We start from the raw sequence: 18,298 nt of genomic DNA, 5'->3' as shown, positions 1-18,298 counted from the left end.
ACTACTTTCGTGAACACAAAATTACTCAACAAATCCCATTATGCGAAAGATTTTAGTTATTGGTTCAGGAAAATCTGCATCCTATCTTATAAAATATTTACTTGAAAAATCAGAATCTGAAAACCTACTTATAATTGTTGGAGACATCAACTATTCTAGTGCCAAAAAGTTAATTGGCGACCACAAAAATGCTCAAGCTATTGTGCTAGATGTGTTTGACAAACACTCTAGAGAAACAGCTATTCAAAATGCCGACATTGTTGTATCTATGCTTCCTGCAAGATACCATATAGAAGTTGCTAAAGATTGTATTTCATTTGGTAAAAATATGGTTACTGCATCTTATGTAAGCGATGAAATGCAAAGTTTAGACAAAGCTGCTAGAGATAAAGGCTTGGTGTTTATGAACGAAATAGGTGTTGACCCAGGAATTGACCATATGAGTGCTATGAAAGTAATTGATAGCATACGTGAAAAAGGCGGTAAAATGATTTTGTTTGAATCGTTTACTGGTGGTTTGGTTGCTCCTGAAAGCGATAATAACCTATGGAATTACAAGTTTACCTGGAACCCAAGAAACGTAGTTGTTGCAGGACAAGGTGGTGCTGCAAAATTTCTTCAAGAAGGCACGTATAAATACATTCCTTATAACCGGTTATTTAGAAGAACAGAATTTTTGGACGTTGAAGGCTATGGACGTTTTGAAGCATATGCTAATAGAGATTCTTTAAAATACCAAAGCGTGTATGGACTAGATGATATTAAAACACTTTACAGAGGTACAATGCGTCGTGTAGGGTTTTCTCGTGCGTGGAACATGTTTGTACTTTTAGGGATGACTGACGACAGCTACACTATAGATGATAGTGAGAACATGAGCTATCGCGATTTTGTAAACGCCTTTTTACCTTACAGCCCAACAGATTCGGTTGAATTAAAGTTTAGACATGCTTTAAAGATTGACCAAGACGATATAGTTTGGGACAAACTTATTGAACTAGATATCTTTAGTGCTAGTAAAATGGTTGAACTTAAAAAAGCAACGCCAGCACAAATACTTCAAAAGATATTAATGGATAGTTGGACACTTGCCGAAGAGGATAAAGACATGATTGTAATGTATCACAAGTTTGGTTACGAGCTTAACGGTAAAAAACACCAAATAGACTCTACAATGGTAACAATTGGTGAAGACCAGACGTTTACAGCAATGTCTAAAACTGTTGGCTTACCTGTGGCTATTGCTACCTTGGCGATTTTAAATGAAAAAATTACAACTCCTGGTGTTCAAATACCTATTAACAAAGAAGTGTATGAGCCTATTTTAAAAGAGTTGGAAGCGTATGATATTAAGTTTAAAGAATACGATGTACCGTATCTTGGTTACAATCCTTTAAACTTATAGTCTAAAGCATTACAAATCTAAATGTATTTACTACTTTTATGTTTTATAATTTCTATTTAAAACTTAATGAAAGTTGTAAATCAAAATATCCATATTGATGGTATAGACAAAAAAATTCTTCGTGCCTTAATGGAAGATGCAAGAACACCCATTCTTGAAATAGCAAGACAAGTGGGTATTTCAGGAGCTGCTATTCATCAAAGGTTACGAAAACTTGAAAAGTCTAAGTTAATTTCGGGATCAAAGTTTGTAATCAATCCTAAGGTTTTAGGGTATACTACTATGGCTTTTATAGGTATATACTTAGATAAAGCCGTTAGTAACCCAGAAGCTGTACGACAATTACAAAAGATACCTGAAGTATTGGAATGTCATTACACAACTGGTAACTGGAGTATTTTTGTAAAGATACTTTGTAAAGACAATGAGCACCTAATGCAAGTTCTTAATAAAGAAATACAATCTATTTCTGGTGTATCACGAACTGAAACCTTTATATCGCTTCAACAGCAAATTGACAGACAGATAAAAGTATAAAAAAAGCCTCTGAAAATTCAGAGGCTTTTTTGTTGTTATTTTATGTTTTAATCTCTTCCGCCAAATACTTGAAGTGCCCAATATAGCAATGAAGCTAAAGCACCAATTGCTGCTACTAGATAAGTTCTAGCTGCCCACTTAAGTGCATCTTCAGAGCCTTTATATTCTTCAGGAGTTACCATGTTTTTTGCTTTTAACCAAGCTAATGCTCTATTACTAGCATCATACTCTACTGGTAGCGTAATAAAGCTAAATAAGGTTGCAAAACCCATAAATACTAATCCTGCAACAGCAACCCAATATCCTAATCCTACACCAGCAGCTGCACCAAGTATTAAACCTCCTATTACTAACCATTGTGACATCCCAGAAGTTACACTTACAATAGGTACTAATGCTGAACGCATCCCTAAAGCGCTATAGGCTTGTGCATGCTGTACTGCGTGCCCACACTCGTGTGCTGCAACAGCTGCAGCAGCTGCGTTAGCTTGGTTGTACACTGGCTCACTAAGGTTTACTGTTTTGTTTTTTGGGTTGTAATGGTCTGTTAGTTGACCAGCTACCGAAATAACCTCAACATCATAAATACCGTTGTCTGCCAACATTTTTTCCGCAATCTCACGTCCTGTCATTCCGTTGCGTAATCTTACTTTAGAGTATTTGGCAAACTTTTGTTTTAATTGATTACTAACTAACCAACTTACCAGAGCAATTGCTCCAATTAATATATAATATCCAATCATCTTTTTAAAGTTTAATAGTGTAAATTTAATACTAATCTAGCAAAAAATAAGCCAAATTTAAGTTAAGAAATTTTGTCATACCACTACTGTCATTACTAACAAAAGAAGCAATCTTTTGATTAAGAATTTAATGAGATTACTAGGTCACTTTGTTCCTTATAATGACAAGAACTACCCAACAATATTCACAATCTTCCCAGGAACCACAATCACTTTTTTAGGTGTGCGTCCTTGTAGTTGGTCTTGTGTTTTTTCGTGAGCCATCACTGTTTTTTCAATATCTTCTTTACTCATATCTAATGGTAGCTCTAGTTCAAAACGTTTTTTACCATTAAACGAAATTGGATATACCTTACTGCTTTCTACCAAGTGCTTTTCGTCATACTCAGGAAAAGGTGCAGTAGCAATGGACTCGTTGTGTCCTAATTTGCTCCATAACTCTTCAGCGATATGTGGTGCATAAGGTGAGATTAACACAATAAGAGGTTCTAAAATTGCTCTACTTGTACATTTTTGAGCGGTTAACTCATTAACAGCAATCATAAACGTAGATACCGAAGTATTAAACGAGAAGTTCTCGATGTCTTCTTCTACTTTCTTAATGGTTTTATGTAAGGTTTTTAAAGCCTCTTTTGTCGGTTGGTCTTCTGTGACTTGAAAAACACCCTCCTGACCTCCCTCAAGGGAGGAATGATAGAGTTTCCATAACTTTTTAAGGAATCCATGCACTCCTGTAATACCAGCAGTATTCCAAGGTTTGTATTGCTCTAAAGGCCCAAGAAACATTTCGTATAGACGTAAACTGTCTGCGCCATATTCTTCACAAATATGGTCTGGATTAACCACATTGTATTTAGACTTAGACATTTTTTCTACTTCGCGAGCAACTTTAATTGTTATATCCGAAGAAATATTTTGATTCTCAACAACTACATTTCCATCAAAATAATGAGCGTTTTGTAAAACTTCAAAGCGCTTATCTTTTGTTAAAGAATTTAAATCAAGTTCATTTCTAAGATTAACAAAACTGATATCAATATTAGAAGTTTTAAATGCCTTATAACAAAAATCGTATTCATTATAAATACTATTTGCTTTTCTAAAAGAATCCATTTTTTCTTTCAAGAAATCTTTAATATTTATAGTCAACTCTTCTAAAGAACTCTCAAGTTTTTCTAATGAATCGAAAACTTCTTTGCTTATTATAACTTGACTATCAAAAACCTGGACATCATCAGAACTCTTCTTCAAGCGACCTTCAACCACATATAAAAAAGCACTCTCACCTAAAATCATCCCTTGGTTAATGAGTTTTTTAGCAAACTCATCAACAGGTACTAATCCTAAATCGAACATGAACTTTTGCCAAAAACGTGCGTACAACAAGTGTCCTGTAGCATGCTCGCTACCACCAATGTACAAGTCTATTTGCTGCCAATAGTTTACAGCTTCTTGCGAGAAAATTTCTTTGTCATTATGTGGGTCCATGTACCTATTAAAGTATTGTGAGCTTCCTGCCCACCCAGGCATGGTGTTAAGTTCTAGAGGAAAAACAGTGGTATTGTTTATGTTATCATTGCTTACCACAGTATTGGTTTCAGTATCCCAAGCCCAAACGCTTGCATTTCCTAAAGGTGGCTCACCTGTTTCGGTAGGTAAGTATTTTTCAACTTCTGGCAAGGTAATAGGCAAGTGTTGCGCGTCTATCATTTGCGGCATTCCGTTGACATAATACACAGGAAACGGTTCTCCCCAATAACGCTGACGACTAAATACAGCATCACGTAAGCGGTAATTGGTTTTCCCTTTTCCGTAGCCTAATTTTTCCAACTCATAAATAGCTGTTTTAGTTGCTTTTTTATAGTTTAATCCATCAAGAAAACCACTATTAGCAATTATAGTATTGTCTTTGTCGGTAAATGCTGCTTCACTAATATCAACACCTTCAAATATATTTGGAATAGGAATATTAAAATGCTTTGCGAAATCATAATCGCGTTGGTCACCACAAGGTACTGACATTACAGCTCCTGTACCATAACCTGCCAATACGTAATCTCCAATCCAGATTGGGATAGGTTTTTTACTAAACGGATGCTCTGCATAAGCTCCTGTAAATGCTCCTGTAATGGTTTTTACATCTGCCATACGATCGCGTTCGCTACGTTTTGAAGTTGCTTCAATATAGGCTTCAACCTCAGCTTTTTGTTCTGGTGTTGTAATTTTTGAGACCAATTCGTGTTCTGGAGCGAGTGTCATAAACGACACTCCAAAAATAGTATCAGGACGTGTTGTGAAGACTTCGATACTCTCATCATGGTTATTGACATTAAAAGTGACACTAGCACCAACCGATTTCCCTATCCAGTTGCGTTGGCTTTCTTTAAGTGAATCTGTCCAATCAATAGTATCAAGACCTTGAAGCAAACGTTCAGCATATGCCGAAATACGCATGCTCCATTGCGTCATTTTTTTGCGCACTACAGGATGTCCACCACGTTCTGAAACGCCATTAACAATTTCATCATTGGCTAAAACGGTTCCTAAAGCAGGACACCAGTTTACTTCAGTTTCGGCTAAATACGTTAACCTGTATTGCAATAGTATTTCTTGTTGTTTTTCAGAAGAAAAGCCTTTCCACTCTTCCGAAGAAAATATTTTAATATCATCATCGCAAGCAGCATTGACGTTTGCATTTCCTTCTTTTTCAAAAATAGAAATTAAAGTTGAAATGTTTTCAGCTTTATCGCTCTCGTTATTGTACCACGAGTTGAACAGTTGAATAAAAATCCACTGTGTCCATTTGTAATAGCTTGGGTCTGATGTGCGTACTTCTCTACTCCAATCAAACGAAAACCCTATTTGGTCTAATTGACGACGATAGGTTGCAATATTGGTTTCGGTAGTAATTGCAGGATGCTGACCTGTTTGAATAGCATACTGTTCTGCAGGCAAACCAAAACTATCATAACCTTGAGGATGCAATACATTAAACCCTTTATGACGCTTGTAACGTGCATAAATATCACTAGCAATATAACCTAATGGATGACCAACATGTAAACCTGCTCCACTTGGATAAGGAAACATATCCAGTACATAGTATTTTGGTTTATCACTATGGTTTTCGGCTTTAAACGTATTGTTTTCTGCCCAATATTTTTGCCATTTGGCTTCTATTTCGTTGAAATTATATGTCATAATAATGCTCTCGAAGGTGAGTGTTTTATTTTTACTATCGCTTTATGGATTCCGCATCAAGTGCGGAATGACAAATCACACTTAATTTGAAATTAGGTGCAAATTTAAGGTTTATTATACGATTGTAAAAGGAAGCGCTATCAAAAAACAGGTTGCATTAGTTTTCCTGAATACAGCACCCAAATCATCGATAAAAGCGCGGAAATATTCATCGCAAATCCAAAGAGTTTCATTTGTTGTACTGAATATGGTTTTTCTTTAAAACAGACAAACACATCAGCTATAAGCCATAACGAAAACACAGCTAAAAACGCAGATAGCACATAATCTTTAAACCAATATGCTAGAATGAATGTTTCTAGAAGCAATAATAAAAGCATTAATAATTTGGTGTTTTTTCTACCAATTAATGTTGCTGTGGTTTGTTTTCCAGCTTTTAAATCGGGTTCAATATCCATGATTTCTCCTGCAATATGTGCTTGAAATGCAAACAATGTTAGATATAAAATGGTTTGCCAAGGCAACATTGGTAAATCATTAAGTACAACACTGAAAAAAGCTGTGAATACATAACCAACCTGAATGCATATTTCAAAAGGTGGACGTTCTTTGACTCTGAAAGGTTTAAAATTGTAAATGATGTTTATGACAATCATAAACACTAAAAGTAACAGCATTTTTAATCCAGATACTACTGTAAAATAGATTAAAAAAGGCAACAGTATTACTGCTATTTTCTTAGGAATAGATGCTAATTGTTCTGATGTGGATTTTGCTCCAAACAAAAAATTTCCTTTACGCTCATTGACTTCGTCGGCTTCCACATCATTATAATCGTTTAAACCATACACTAAATAATTAAGCGGAAAAGTGACAAACAGTAAACCTATCCAAAAATTATAATCTTGCCAAAAATGGGTTTCTAAACTAAATGGCACCAAATAAATCCAAAGCGTTGGAAACCATAAACCTGGACGTGAAATTTTTAAATCGTGGAGCAAATACTAGATTTTAAAGTGCATTTTGCTTCAAATTTAAGGTTATTATAACAATGTTGAAAGATTAAACGTTGTAAACCTTACGGAAATAGTTTTGTTTATTATTTTTACACCATTAACCCACAATATTTATGAGTTCATCTTTTGATAGATACCAAAAACGAAAATTAATTTCGTCATACTTTTCTGTAGTTATCAGCATCGCCTTGGTTCTTTTTCTTTTAGGCTGTTTAGGTCTTTTGGTTTTAAACGCTAAAAAAGTAGCAGACCATTTTAAAGAGCAAGTTGTTGTTACTATTTTCTTGAATGATTCTGCCAAAGAGGTTGAAATCAACCAGCTTCAAAAAAGTTTAGCCATGGCTGAATACACCAAGAAAACGGTTTATGTCTCAAAAGAAGAAGCTGCTGAGTTTATGAAAGCAGATACAGGTGAAGACTTTATGGATTTTGTTGGGTACAATCCGCTACAAAACAACATTGAGGTTTACTTAAAAGCCGATTATGTTACTAACGAAACCCTTGATGGTATTACCGAAGAGCTTGCCAACAAACAGTTTATTGAAGACATACGTTATGACAATGACCTTGTGGAACTGATGAATGACAACGTTAAAAAAATAACGTTTTGGGTACTGATTGTAAGTGCATTATTTACCGTAATTGCGGTTTTACTCATTAACAGTTCTATACGATTAGCTGTTTATTCTAAACGTTTTATCATAAAAACGATGCAAATGGTAGGTGCTACCAAAGCTTTTATTCGTAGACCATTTGTATTTAAAAGCGTTCAACTTGGTGTTATAGGAGCTATTGTTGCGCTTATAGGTATGGCTTTAGTACTGTATTACCTTAACCGAACATTCCCTGATCTTGGCTTTGTTCAAAACCCTGTATTGTTGGCAATATTGTTTGCTGGTATTTTTATACTTGGTATAATTATCACTTGGATTAGTACATTTATTGCCACACAACGTTTCTTGAATTTGAAAACCGACCAGTTGTACTATTAAATGCAAAAATACTTTTATCTATTACTATTCTCTCTTTTGATAATTTCTTGTAAAAAGAATTCAGAAGAAGATTTAATGTATAGTAGAGGTATTATTTCAGAAGGGAATTACACAAACAATTACTTTGGATTTACATTAAACTTTGAGCCCCAAACTTGGAGTATTGTTAATAAAGATATTGTAGATTCATTGAGCGAAAATGCTCTAGAAAATGTTTTTGACAATGTTGATGAAGAGACAGTCGAAGTGTCAGAATCAAACCCACTTTTAGTACTAAACAAAACTTTTTCTGATTCAGAAGATGGTTTCACTTCTAGCTTTACCATTATTGCTGAAGACATAAGAGGCAATACTGTTTTAACCGCTCATGACTATATTGAAGCATTAAAACAACAGCTTTTGTTTTCAAATATCGACTATAAAATAAACGATAGTGAATATCCAAAAATTATCAACGGTTTTAAAGTTAGCTCTACAAACATTTTTTATAAAGAGAATAATTCTTTTCAAGATTTTATTGCTTTTGAAAGCAAAAGGTATTGTGTCTCGTTTCTACTCACTTACAGAAATTTATCAGAAAAAAAGCAACTTAAAAAAATACTTTATACACTAAAGCAGAATTAATCTACGTTATAGTTTAATTAATCAGTCAATCAAAAAGTTGAAACGAACAGTTCCTTTTTTTGCCCTTGCCCTTTTTCTAATGTTCTGGTCTTGCATTATTAATAATCCTAAACCAGAAGAATGTACTATGGTTACTGCTAAAATTACCAATATTACTGAAGGCACATCGTATGATATCGTGTTTCATGATGACAAAACCGACTTCTTTTACATTAATAGAGGTTTGGAACGCGGATTAAATTTAGATACTCTTAACGCAAAAGTTTTAAATAAAACCGTTACTTTGCACTTACCTAAACTTTGGTTAGGTACCTCAGAACATATTGCACAACTTGCCATAGGTGATGAGATTATTTTTACAGAATTTGAGTAATTAAAATAGATTCCTACTTTGGTAGGAAATGAATATGGGAGAACAAAAACGTAAAGAAAGCGCAAAAGCCGAATTTGTTTTCGGAAAGAAAAACTACAAGTTTATGCTAATAGGTTTAGCATTTATAGCCATTGGTTTTATTTTAATGTCTGGTGGTGGTAGCGATGACCCAAACGTTTTTGACCCAAGTATTTTTAGTTTCCGTAGAATTAGACTAGCGCCAACACTTATCTTAATTGGTTTTGCTATTGAAGTGTATGCTATTTTATTGAACCCAAATAAAGGAGACAGTAAGAAGTAAACCCAGCTTCCATTTTTTAATGTTTATCTGTTAGAACTACATCCTTTCTTTCGCTTTAGTTTCTACTTTGTTAATACTTAACATTTTTTCATTTGTTTTTAAATTTTCAAACGAAAAAATTCATGTACTTTTGCGCACATGGATATTATCGATTCAATTATATTAGGTATTATACAAGGACTAACAGAGTTTTTACCTGTATCATCTAGTGGACATTTAGAAATGGGAAAAGCCATTCTTGGAGATAATTTAGTTCCAGAAGAAAGCCTTCTATTTACGGTTGTACTGCATTTTGCCACAGCATTAAGTACAATGGTTGTTTTTAGAAAAGATATTTTGGACATCATTAAAGGTATTCTGAAATTTCAATGGAATGAAGACATGCAGTTTTTCACCAAAATTGTTATCTCAATGATTCCTGCTGTTATAATTGGATATAATTACGAATCACAACTGGCTGAACTTTTTGGCGGCAATATTCAATTGGTAGGATACATGTTATTATTAACAGCTTTCTTGCTGTATTTAGCCGATAAAGCCAAAGACACTAATAAAAAAGTGAGTTTTAAAAATGCTTTGGTAATTGGTTTTGCTCAAGCTATTGCAATGCTTCCTGGAATTTCGCGTTCGGGAGCAACTATATCAACTTCAGTATTATTAGGAAACGATAAAACCAAAGCAGCTCGTTTTTCGTTTTTGATGGTTGTTCCGTTAATTTTTGGTAAAATAGCAAAAGACGTTTTAAGTGGTGACATCACCTACGACAGCTCAAACTTTACAAGCCTAAGTATAGGTTTTATTGCTGCTTTTGTTACTGGGCTTTTTGCCTGCACATGGATGATTGCTTTAGTTAAGAAAAGTAAATTGTCTTACTTTGCATTATACTGTATTGTTGTTGGTATTATTGCCATAATCTATTCTTATAGCGCTGGATAATGACTAAAGACGATGTACTTTCTGGTCAAGTTTTATTAATTGACAAACCTTTGCACTGGACTTCCTTTCAAGCCGTTAATAAACTGCGTTGGGAAATTAGGCAAGCATTCAACATAAAAAAAATAAAAGTAGGTCATGCTGGTACTTTAGATCCTTTGGCTACAGGACTATTGGTGATTTGTACTGGAAAAATGACTAAGCAAATCAATATTTTTCAAGGTCAGGTAAAAGAATACACAGGAACGTTTGTTTTAGGTAGTACAACACCTTCTTATGATTTAGAAACCGAAATTGACCAAACCTATCCTACCGAACACATTTCAGAAGCACTCATACACGAAACCACCAAACAATTTATTGGTGATATAGAGCAGTATCCTCCTGTATTTTCGGCTATTAAAAAAGATGGTAAGCGTTTGTATGAATTTGCAAGAGCTGGTGAAACGGTTGAAATCAAATCTAGGACTGTACATATTTCAGAATTTGAAATTACGTCTATCAATGGTAATTCTGTGGAGTTTAGAGTAGTTTGCAGCAAAGGCACTTACATACGTTCTTTGGCTAACGATTTTGGAAAAGCCTTAAACTCTGGCGCTCACCTTTCGGTTTTAAGACGTACAAAAATTGGTGATTTTAGTGTTGACGACGCTGTTACTCCCGAAAAGTTTATTGAACAACTTGCTTCGGAATAATTATTGATAGCAAACTAGCTTTAAACCTAACAAAACCATGAAGCTATTTTTACAACTCTACTTTGCACTTTTTACTAGCCTTTTATTTTCTCAAGACACCATTAAAACACGAGGTCTTTTTTATAAAGTTTCGGCTGCTGTTACACTAACCACCAATGACGATTATAGCATTGGAAATGACGATGGTGAAACCTTTATAAACCCAAACGCTATTTTTATCAATAACACTTTAGGTTATCAGTTTGACGAACGCTCAAGTATTGGTTTAAACATAGAATATGACCGTTATTTTAAGCAAGAACTCAACTTTTTTCCTGTACACTTAAGTTTTAGATACAATGTGTTTGATTTTGATGACAAAGTGTTTGTAAGAGGAGGTTATGGTAAGATGATAGACTTAGGCAAAAACTTTGAAAGTGGTACGCTTTACAAACTAGGGATTGGATATCAAGCCTTTGATGACAACTTTAAAAACTCGTGGTTAATTGGGTTAGATTTTAGCCGAAAACGCTTCGGATTTAGGCAAACCGAAAAGCTATCTAGTGTATCTATTTTTTTAGAATTTATGCTCTTCTAATCTATTTTCCATATTTTAACGTATATATTGCGTACACAAATCTTAACGTTTGGAATGGATTGAACGACATAAAGCAGCATTAATTACGGTTCTTTTAGCAGGCATCATACTATTTGCTATGTTTAGTTTTCATATTACTAAACAGCAAGAATTTATCGCTGAAAGTTTTTACGAAATAGAACCACCTACTGAAGAAGAGCTTAAAGAACTTGAAGCTTTAAAAGCTTTGGAAAAAGGACTAAAAACGACTAATCAAGCTTATAACGAAGACGAAGAATTCAAGGAAATGATGAAGAACTTCAAATCCATGAATGCCAATGACTTTGATCGTACCACAAAAGCCCTTGAAGAAGAAGCTTCGCAAGAACTAAATGATGTGGTTACCTCATCGTCTTCCTACAACAGTTCTAGTGGCTATTCCGTTAATAAAGAAGAACTCAACCGTTATAAAAAAGCAAACGATGTACTTGCAATGCGTTCTCCAGAAAAGCGTGAAAAGAATCAAAAAGGAAATGCAATAAGTACTTTAACCTACTCTCTAAAAGGAAGAGAATTACTAGATTATAATACTCCTAGATACTTGTGTGAAGACAGTGGTAAAATTGTAATAAATATTACAGTAAATGCTGATGGCTTAGTAACCGATGCATATATAAACAGTTCTTCTACAACTCAAAATGAGTGTTTAACCGAACATGCTTTGGAGTATGCAAAATCAGCTACTTTTGATGCCTCAACCAACAATTCGCAAATAGGCTCTATTACGTTTTTCTTTAAAGGAAAAAATTAAACACCCAATAACTGCAACACATCTTTAATTACAGTTTTACCTTTATCTTGATTGTACCAACGCTGTAAGTCTTCTTTAAACTCCGCAGATAGTGTTCCGTGTTTTGCTTTAAAATCGTTTACCAATTTAGTTGCTTCACTAGGTCTTGGTCCATAAGTATCCACCACTTTTTGCGTAACATTATCAGTCATAATCAGTTTTGGGATAGACTTTGCTCCATTGGTTAAATACTGATTCATTAACTCCTCGTTTTCATCTCTAAAGACAAGTTGCAGTTCAATACCATCATTAAGTTCAGCTATTTTATTTAACACAGGCACTACATGTGCTGCATCACCACACCAACTCTCGGTAAGTACTACCCAAGTAACATTTCCTTTAAAAGATTTTATGCGTGCTTGGTCTTCTTCTGAAATTTTTACGGTCTTGTCCCAACGCTTCATTCTTCGGTCATTAAGCATCGTGTAATTCACCAATGCTTCAGAAGTATCGTTACCAGTTGTTGATTTGTTTTCAACCAATTCAGAAACCAACTCTCTGTATTGACTGTATGATAGTTTTGTATCTATATTTGGGTTCATAATTGTATGTTTGATAAAGCAAAAATAGTATCTTGTACACTCTTGTTTTATGACTAATGTCATGAATAAGTCTAATTTATAATAAAAAACTTACAACTAAGTTATGCAATCAAAACACAGATGCGGTTGGTGTGTTGGAGACGACCTTTACGAAGCTTATCACGACCAAGAATGGGGAGTTCCTGTTTATGACGATGATACTCTTTTTGAGTTTTTAATATTAGAAACCTTTCAGGCAGGATTGAGTTGGATAACCGTTTTACGCAAACGCGAAAACTTTAGAAAAGCCTTTGATAATTTTGACTATAAAACCATTGCTAACTACAAGCAAGCTAAGATTGATAGTTTACTACAAGATGCTGGTATTATACGTAACAAACTAAAGGTAAACGCAACCATTACCAATGCCAAAGCATTTATGGATGTTCAGCAAGAGTTTGGAAGTTTTTCAAAATATATTTGGGGATTTGTTGATGGCAAACCTATAAAAAACACGCTTAAAAACTACAAGGATGCTCCTGCAACCACTGCGTTAAGTGATGCCATTAGCAAAGATTTGAAAAAGCGAGGCTTTAAGTTTGTGGGTTCAACCGTTATTTATGCGCATATGCAAGCCACAGGTATGGTAAACGACCATGAAGTGGGTTGTTTTAGGTATGATGAGGTTTAGTTGAAAGATTTTCACAAATATCCTAAAAACACCTCTCTATCCATATCTTCTGCGCCTAAACGCTCTAAATGATTGGTATAGACTTGGCAATCTATAAGTTTGTAATTGGTGTTTTGTATAAAGGTTATAAAACCTGCTTTACTAGCATTGCTTACTTTGGCAAACATACTTTCGCCACAAAACACACCATTACCAACATCTACACCATACAAACCACCAACCAACTCATTGTGCAACCAGACCTCAACAGATTTGGCATAACCTAATTGATGTAATTCAGTATAGGCTTCAATCATGGTTTGGGTAATCCAAGTTCCATCTTGTCCTTCGCGTTTTGCCTTAGCACACTCCGTAATTACTTGTGTAAATGCTTGGTTTACGGTTATAACAAAATCAGTGTTTCTCAATACTTGTTTCATGCTTTTTGAGACTTTAAGCTTTTCAGGAAACATTACAAACCTTGGGTCTGGTGAACACCAAATAATAGGTTCATCTTCGCTAAACCAAGGGAATATCCCAGACTTATAGGCCAACAATAAGCGTTCAACAGACAAATCGCCTCCAATGGCTAAAACGCCTTCAGGTGATGCTGAGGTTATTTCAGGAAACGCTATGTCGTTATTTAAAATGTGCATTATTACTAAAACGTTTTCGTTGATTTTTTACTGTTAAATATGGCTTAACACTTTGAAAAACAAACATTTTTAGCCATATTTGAGTAGACCTTTACTAATTAAATTTTGTTCATCATTGCTTTTTTTTGAGTTTGTTTGTAAAGGTCAAACCTAAAACCACATTATAAAGTCCTGAAGTAATTCAGGGCTTTTTTTATGCATTAAAAATAAAAAATCCCAATGGGTTTACATTGGGATTTTCATTAACACTTATTTTGGTTGCCAATTAAAATGGCAAATCGTCATGGTCATCTTCATTTAAATCGCCAGCAGGCTCAAACGCTTCTGCTGGTGGTACTGGTGGCATATCACTAGAGGCTTCTTGTTGTAAGCTTTCAATTCTCCATCCTTGTATAGAGTTGAAATACTTGGTTTCACCTTGTGGATTAACCCATTCTCTTCCTCTTAAATTGATGCTTATTTTTACTGGTTGACCTACTTGATAGTTATTTAACAAATCGGTTTTATCTTGAATAAATTCTACCATTATATGCTGAGGGTATTGTTCCTCAGTAGTTACAACAATTTCTCTTTTTCTAAACCCATTACTTCCAAAAGTTTGGGTTTCTCCAATCATTTTTACTTTTCCTTGTATTTCCATCTAATATTTAATTTACTTATGATAATAATAACTTCCACGCACTACTTACATCGCCATAACTTAAATAGTTTCGCGCTATACTATGCTTTTGGTGGTGAGACATGTTTTTAATATTTGGATAATGCTCGCTTACAGTGGTTATAAATGCGTCAATCTCCTTTTGGTTCGGTAACTCTTCTACATTACCCAACATACCCAAATCGTTTCCTGTCAACACCATACTGTTTTTAACTTCTTCAGGCATTGCATCGACACCTATACCTAATGTTGAGAGTGGTTTAGGGATTTCAAAAAATCCTTTTTTAGCTCTATTGTAATAGCTTCCACCTGCTCTAGCAACTAAGTCTAGTTTTTCTTGGTCTATAACTTGGTTGTCGTCCAGTACTTCTTCAGTAATATGGAATTTAACTACCTCGCATATCACCAAATTACCTGCTCCTCCTTCGGTTCCTAGTTTAATAACATCGTTTACCTTACACTCAAATTGAATAGGTGATTCGGCTACTCTTAAGGGTTTCACCTCATCAGATGCTAACATGGTTAAACCAGCTTTATCAAACTCGTTAACACCTTTAGCGTATTCGGTACTACTCAATGATGCTTGATGTACCATATCATAATTCACCACATTAATGACCACTTCTTTTATAGCTTCAACATTTTCTAAAGTGTGTTTTACAGTATTATCCCTTACACGTCGTGCAGGAGAAAATATCATAATTGGCGGATTAGCACTAAACACATTAAAGAAACTAAAAGGTGACAAGTTTGGGTTACCATCTTTGTCTATAGTACTTGCAAATGCAATAGGTCTAGGCGCTACAGCACTTAATAAATAACTATGAAGTTTTCCTGTTGAAAGGTCTTTTGGTTCAAAAGATATCATTACACCATTGATTTTGCACAAATGTAACCATATTAGTACTGTTATAAAAATGATTTGAAGTAGTTGCTGTACAATATTATTAACAGATTTGCATTATATTTAATTATTGTAAACATTTTATAATGACACTTACCGCAAACAAGAACATTCTACGCTGGACCATTATTATAGTTTCTTTTATTATTATCTCGTTAATACTTTGGAATACCTATATTTTCTTTCAAAATTTTAAACAAGAAGAGCGAATAAAAATGCAAAATTGGTCGTTTGCTCAAAAAGAAGTTACCAAAACCACAGACCTTGATGGTGACATAGGTGAATTACCTTTAGAGATTTTAAGAAGCAACTCCTCTACTCCAATGATTTTATTGGATGCAAAAGGAAATGTAACCAGTAGTAACAATATTGATGAAGAGAAAATTCAAGATCCAGAATATGCTAAAAAGTTAATTGAACAGTTTAAAAAGGAAAACCAACCTATTGAAATAAAATATAAAGACAAGATTTTTTCTACTCTATACTATGGCAACTCTCCTCTATTGAATAAGTTGAAGTATTACCCAATGGCATTGTTGCTTATTATTTTCCTGTTTATAGCTGTGGCGTACTTTTTTTACCGAAGCGCTAAAAATGCTGAACAAAATAAACTCTGGACAGGAATGGCAAAAGAAACAGCGCACCAAATTGGGACACCATTGTCTTCATTAGTTGGTTGGACTGAAATTTTACATTCTGAAAACGTAAATCCAGATTATATAAAAGAAATTGAAAAAGACGTCAATAGGCTTCAAACCATTACTGAACGCTTTAGTAAAATTGGTTCTGTGCCAACACTTAAAAAAACTGATATTGTGCAAGAAACTTTAGACTCTTACGATTATTTAAAAGCACGTTCTTCCAAACTTATAGATTTTGAAATCACTACTCCCGATGCTAATATTTTTGTAAACCTCAACGCGCAACTTTACAGTTGGACTATTGAAAACCTTGTAAAAAATGCTATTGATGCCATGAAAGGTAAAGGTGAGCTTAAAATAGCAATAGTTGAAGATGGTAAATATGTAAAAGTAACTATTAGCGACTCAGGAAAAGGAATTCCAAAACACCAATTCAATAAAATTTTTGAACCTGGTTTTACCAGTAAAAAACGTGGTTGGGGATTAGGTCTTTCGTTATCCAAACGTATTATTGAAGATTACCACAAAGGCAAGATAAAAGTCTTACAGTCCGAAATTGGTAAAGGCACCACAATGTTAATCAGTTTAAAATTAGTTTAGTACATTTGAAGTATGGCTAAAAAGTTTTTTACACTAAAAGAAGTTAAACTTAACAACAATTGTCCTGAGTGCTACTCCAACAATGGATTGCAACTCACCTTTAAGCAACAGTTTGTTGAAAACGCTTTTTACAAAGCCATTACCGAAGAAACCACACAGTCTATGTCATGCTCTACCTGCAATACTGATATTTTCCCAGTACGTTGGACTGATGAGATTGAACAAGTCGTTGCTTACCAAAAACGTGCTGCTAAGCCAAAACCAAAGTCTTTGAAGCTAAAAACCTTAGCTTGGGTATTTATTGTTTTAGATTTACTTATCATAGCAGGAATTGTCCTGTTTGCTATGGGAGTTTTTGGGTAGTTTACATAAACGAAGCAATACGTTTTGCTGTAGCTTCAAACGCTTCTTTATCCATAGCAACTTTTGAAATAAAACGAGCATCTTCCATTGAGTTTAATGGAATAAGATGTACATGTACATGAGGAACTTCTAGCCCAATAACCGAAACACCTACACGTTTACAAGGCACTGCTTTTTCTAGCGCAATAGCAACGCTTCTAGAAAACTCCATTAAACCTATATATGTCGCTTCGTCAAGATCAAATAATTTATCTACTTCAATTTTTGGAATACAAAGCGTGTGTCCTATCGCATTTGGGTTAACATCCAAAAACGCCAAATAATCTTTAGTTTCGGCTACTTTATAACAAGGTATTTCACCATTTACAATTTTTGTGAATATGGATGCCATTTTTTAGGTTTTAGGTTTTAGGTTTTAGGTTACTTAGTTATTGCACTATTTGTAAATATAAAAAAGATTCCAACGTATGTGGAATCTTTTAGCATATTATTATGTCGTGAAAGCTTATCGGCTTATCTCTAAAATATCAAATTTCATTATACCATTAGGTACTTGTATATCGGCAACATCGCCTACAGATTTTCCTAATAATCCTTTACCTATTGGAGAGTTAACTGAAATTTTTCCTTGTGCTAAATTAGCTTCACCATCAGCAACCAAAGTATAAGTCATTTCCATACCGTTGGTTTGGTTTTTAATTTTCACTTTAGACAATACCAATACTTTTGAAGTGTCTAATTGCGACTCATCAATAAGTCTTGCGTTAGCCAAAGTTTCTTCTAACTTAGAAATTTTCATCTCTAGCATACCTTGAGCTTCTTTAGCTGCATCGTATTCAGCATTTTCACTCAAATCGCCTTTATCTCTAGCTTCGGCAATTGCTTGTGACGCTTTAGGACGTTCTATATCTTTAAGTTGGTTTAACTCTTCTCTTAATTTTTTTAATCCCTCAGCAGTATAATAAGATACTTTACTCATAACTTCATCGTTTACTTTATAATTAGCTTTGCGACTTTATTCAAAATATCCCGATGCTTATGCTCGGGACTAACGCAAAA

General features: G+C 34.3%; 22 protein-coding genes. 13 read left to right on the top strand and 9 right to left on the bottom strand.

The window, feature by feature from the left end; translation table 11 throughout:
* Window positions 1–40: 40 nt before the first annotated feature.
* Complete coding sequence (locus ABD011_RS03225; RefSeq protein ID WP_131506178.1) at window positions 41–1,405, top strand: saccharopine dehydrogenase family protein; 1,365 nt, start codon at window positions 41–43, stop codon at window positions 1,403–1,405.
* 66 nt (window positions 1,406–1,471) lie between these two features.
* Window positions 1,472–1,942, top strand: coding sequence for an Lrp/AsnC ligand binding domain-containing protein (locus ABD011_RS03220; RefSeq protein WP_129759525.1), 471 nt, complete (start codon window positions 1,472–1,474; stop codon window positions 1,940–1,942).
* A gap of 47 nt (window positions 1,943–1,989) precedes the next feature.
* Here the strand turns inward: ABD011_RS03220 and ABD011_RS03215 are convergent, their stop codons facing one another.
* The 3 genes from ABD011_RS03215 to ABD011_RS03205 all read right to left on the bottom strand — a co-directional run bounded on the left by ABD011_RS03215 (window position 1,990) and on the right by ABD011_RS03205 (window position 6,887).
* A complete protein-coding gene (locus ABD011_RS03215) occupies window positions 1,990–2,685 on the bottom strand; it encodes a zinc metallopeptidase (RefSeq protein WP_131506179.1) in 696 nt (231 codons plus the stop codon).
* Window positions 2,686–2,856: 171 nt separating this feature from the next.
* Window positions 2,857–5,886 (bottom strand): leucine--tRNA ligase, encoded by a 3,030-nt coding sequence (locus ABD011_RS03210; protein ID WP_343795732.1) that lies wholly within the window; start codon window positions 5,884–5,886, stop codon window positions 2,857–2,859.
* A gap of 140 nt (window positions 5,887–6,026) precedes the next feature.
* Complete coding sequence (locus ABD011_RS03205; protein WP_343795730.1) at window positions 6,027–6,887, bottom strand: UbiA family prenyltransferase; 861 nt, start codon at window positions 6,885–6,887, stop codon at window positions 6,027–6,029.
* Between the two features lie 128 nt (window positions 6,888–7,015).
* Between ABD011_RS03205 and ABD011_RS03200 the strand changes: the two genes are divergently transcribed.
* The 8 genes from ABD011_RS03200 to ABD011_RS03165 all read left to right on the top strand — a co-directional run bounded on the left by ABD011_RS03200 (window position 7,016) and on the right by ABD011_RS03165 (window position 12,187).
* Complete coding sequence (locus ABD011_RS03200) at window positions 7,016–7,894, top strand: cell division protein FtsX (RefSeq protein WP_129759528.1); 879 nt, start codon at window positions 7,016–7,018, stop codon at window positions 7,892–7,894.
* Window positions 7,895–8,518: a hypothetical protein gene (locus tag ABD011_RS03195; RefSeq protein ID WP_343795725.1), complete on the top strand. Its 624-nt coding sequence runs from the start codon at window positions 7,895–7,897 to the stop codon at window positions 8,516–8,518.
* A gap of 37 nt (window positions 8,519–8,555) precedes the next feature.
* Entirely contained in the window at window positions 8,556–8,891 is a 336-nt protein-coding gene (locus ABD011_RS03190) for a hypothetical protein (protein WP_343795723.1), read from the top strand.
* 34 nt (window positions 8,892–8,925) lie between these two features.
* Entirely contained in the window at window positions 8,926–9,192 is a 267-nt protein-coding gene (locus ABD011_RS03185; RefSeq protein ID WP_343795721.1) for a DUF3098 domain-containing protein, read from the top strand.
* Window positions 9,193–9,330: 138 nt separating this feature from the next.
* On the top strand, window positions 9,331–10,128 hold the full coding sequence (locus ABD011_RS03180) for an undecaprenyl-diphosphate phosphatase (RefSeq protein WP_343795719.1): 798 nt from the start codon (window positions 9,331–9,333) through the stop codon (window positions 10,126–10,128).
* Window positions 10,128–10,820, top strand: coding sequence for a tRNA pseudouridine(55) synthase TruB (gene truB, locus ABD011_RS03175; RefSeq protein WP_343795717.1), 693 nt, complete (start codon window positions 10,128–10,130; stop codon window positions 10,818–10,820). Before ABD011_RS03180 ends, truB begins: the two co-directional genes overlap by 1 nt.
* Before the next feature lie 37 nt (window positions 10,821–10,857).
* A complete protein-coding gene (locus ABD011_RS03170) occupies window positions 10,858–11,397 on the top strand; it encodes a hypothetical protein (protein ID WP_129759533.1) in 540 nt (179 codons plus the stop codon).
* A gap of 49 nt (window positions 11,398–11,446) precedes the next feature.
* On the top strand, window positions 11,447–12,187 hold the full coding sequence (locus tag ABD011_RS03165; RefSeq protein ID WP_131506186.1) for an energy transducer TonB family protein: 741 nt from the start codon (window positions 11,447–11,449) through the stop codon (window positions 12,185–12,187).
* Here ABD011_RS03165 and ABD011_RS03160 read toward each other — a convergent pair.
* Window positions 12,184–12,768, bottom strand: coding sequence for a thioredoxin family protein (locus ABD011_RS03160; RefSeq protein WP_343795714.1), 585 nt, complete (start codon window positions 12,766–12,768; stop codon window positions 12,184–12,186). The two genes, ABD011_RS03165 and ABD011_RS03160, sit on opposite strands and share 4 nt — an antisense overlap.
* Before the next feature lie 103 nt (window positions 12,769–12,871).
* Between ABD011_RS03160 and ABD011_RS03155 the strand changes: the two genes are divergently transcribed.
* Window positions 12,872–13,438 (top strand): DNA-3-methyladenine glycosylase I, encoded by a 567-nt coding sequence (locus tag ABD011_RS03155; protein WP_343795712.1) that lies wholly within the window; start codon window positions 12,872–12,874, stop codon window positions 13,436–13,438.
* A gap of 11 nt (window positions 13,439–13,449) precedes the next feature.
* Here the strand turns inward: ABD011_RS03155 and aat are convergent, their stop codons facing one another.
* The 3 genes from aat to ABD011_RS03140 all read right to left on the bottom strand — a co-directional run bounded on the left by aat (window position 13,450) and on the right by ABD011_RS03140 (window position 15,599).
* A complete protein-coding gene (aat, locus tag ABD011_RS03150) occupies window positions 13,450–14,073 on the bottom strand; it encodes a leucyl/phenylalanyl-tRNA--protein transferase (RefSeq protein WP_343795710.1) in 624 nt (207 codons plus the stop codon).
* Between the two features lie 265 nt (window positions 14,074–14,338).
* The gene (locus tag ABD011_RS03145) at window positions 14,339–14,713 is read right to left on the bottom strand and encodes a DUF3127 domain-containing protein (protein ID WP_343795708.1); all 375 of its coding nucleotides are present in this window, start codon (window positions 14,711–14,713) and stop codon (window positions 14,339–14,341) included.
* A 16-nt stretch (window positions 14,714–14,729) separates the two neighbouring features.
* Window positions 14,730–15,599 (bottom strand): flavin reductase family protein, encoded by an 870-nt coding sequence (locus tag ABD011_RS03140; protein WP_343795706.1) that lies wholly within the window; start codon window positions 15,597–15,599, stop codon window positions 14,730–14,732.
* Window positions 15,600–15,721: 122 nt separating this feature from the next.
* On the opposite strand from ABD011_RS03140, the gene ABD011_RS03135 reads away from it, so the two are divergent.
* Window positions 15,722–16,876, top strand: coding sequence for a sensor histidine kinase (locus ABD011_RS03135; protein WP_343795703.1), 1,155 nt, complete (start codon window positions 15,722–15,724; stop codon window positions 16,874–16,876).
* Window positions 16,877–16,888: 12 nt separating this feature from the next.
* Window positions 16,889–17,239: a hypothetical protein gene (locus ABD011_RS03130; RefSeq protein ID WP_335973463.1), complete on the top strand. Its 351-nt coding sequence runs from the start codon at window positions 16,889–16,891 to the stop codon at window positions 17,237–17,239.
* A gap of 1 nt (window position 17,240) precedes the next feature.
* Here the strand turns inward: ABD011_RS03130 and ABD011_RS03125 are convergent, their stop codons facing one another.
* A complete protein-coding gene (locus ABD011_RS03125) occupies window positions 17,241–17,630 on the bottom strand; it encodes an HIT family protein (protein ID WP_129759542.1) in 390 nt (129 codons plus the stop codon).
* A 114-nt stretch (window positions 17,631–17,744) separates the two neighbouring features.
* On the bottom strand, window positions 17,745–18,218 hold the full coding sequence (gene greA, locus ABD011_RS03120) for a transcription elongation factor GreA (protein WP_129759543.1): 474 nt from the start codon (window positions 18,216–18,218) through the stop codon (window positions 17,745–17,747).
* Window positions 18,219–18,298 lie beyond the last annotated feature (80 nt).

It is taken from the genome of Gaetbulibacter jejuensis (assembly GCF_039524015.1).
GTDB lineage: Bacteria > Bacteroidota > Bacteroidia > Flavobacteriales > Flavobacteriaceae > Gaetbulibacter_B > Gaetbulibacter_B jejuensis.
This window is presented reverse-complemented; position numbering and strand designations above follow the sequence as displayed.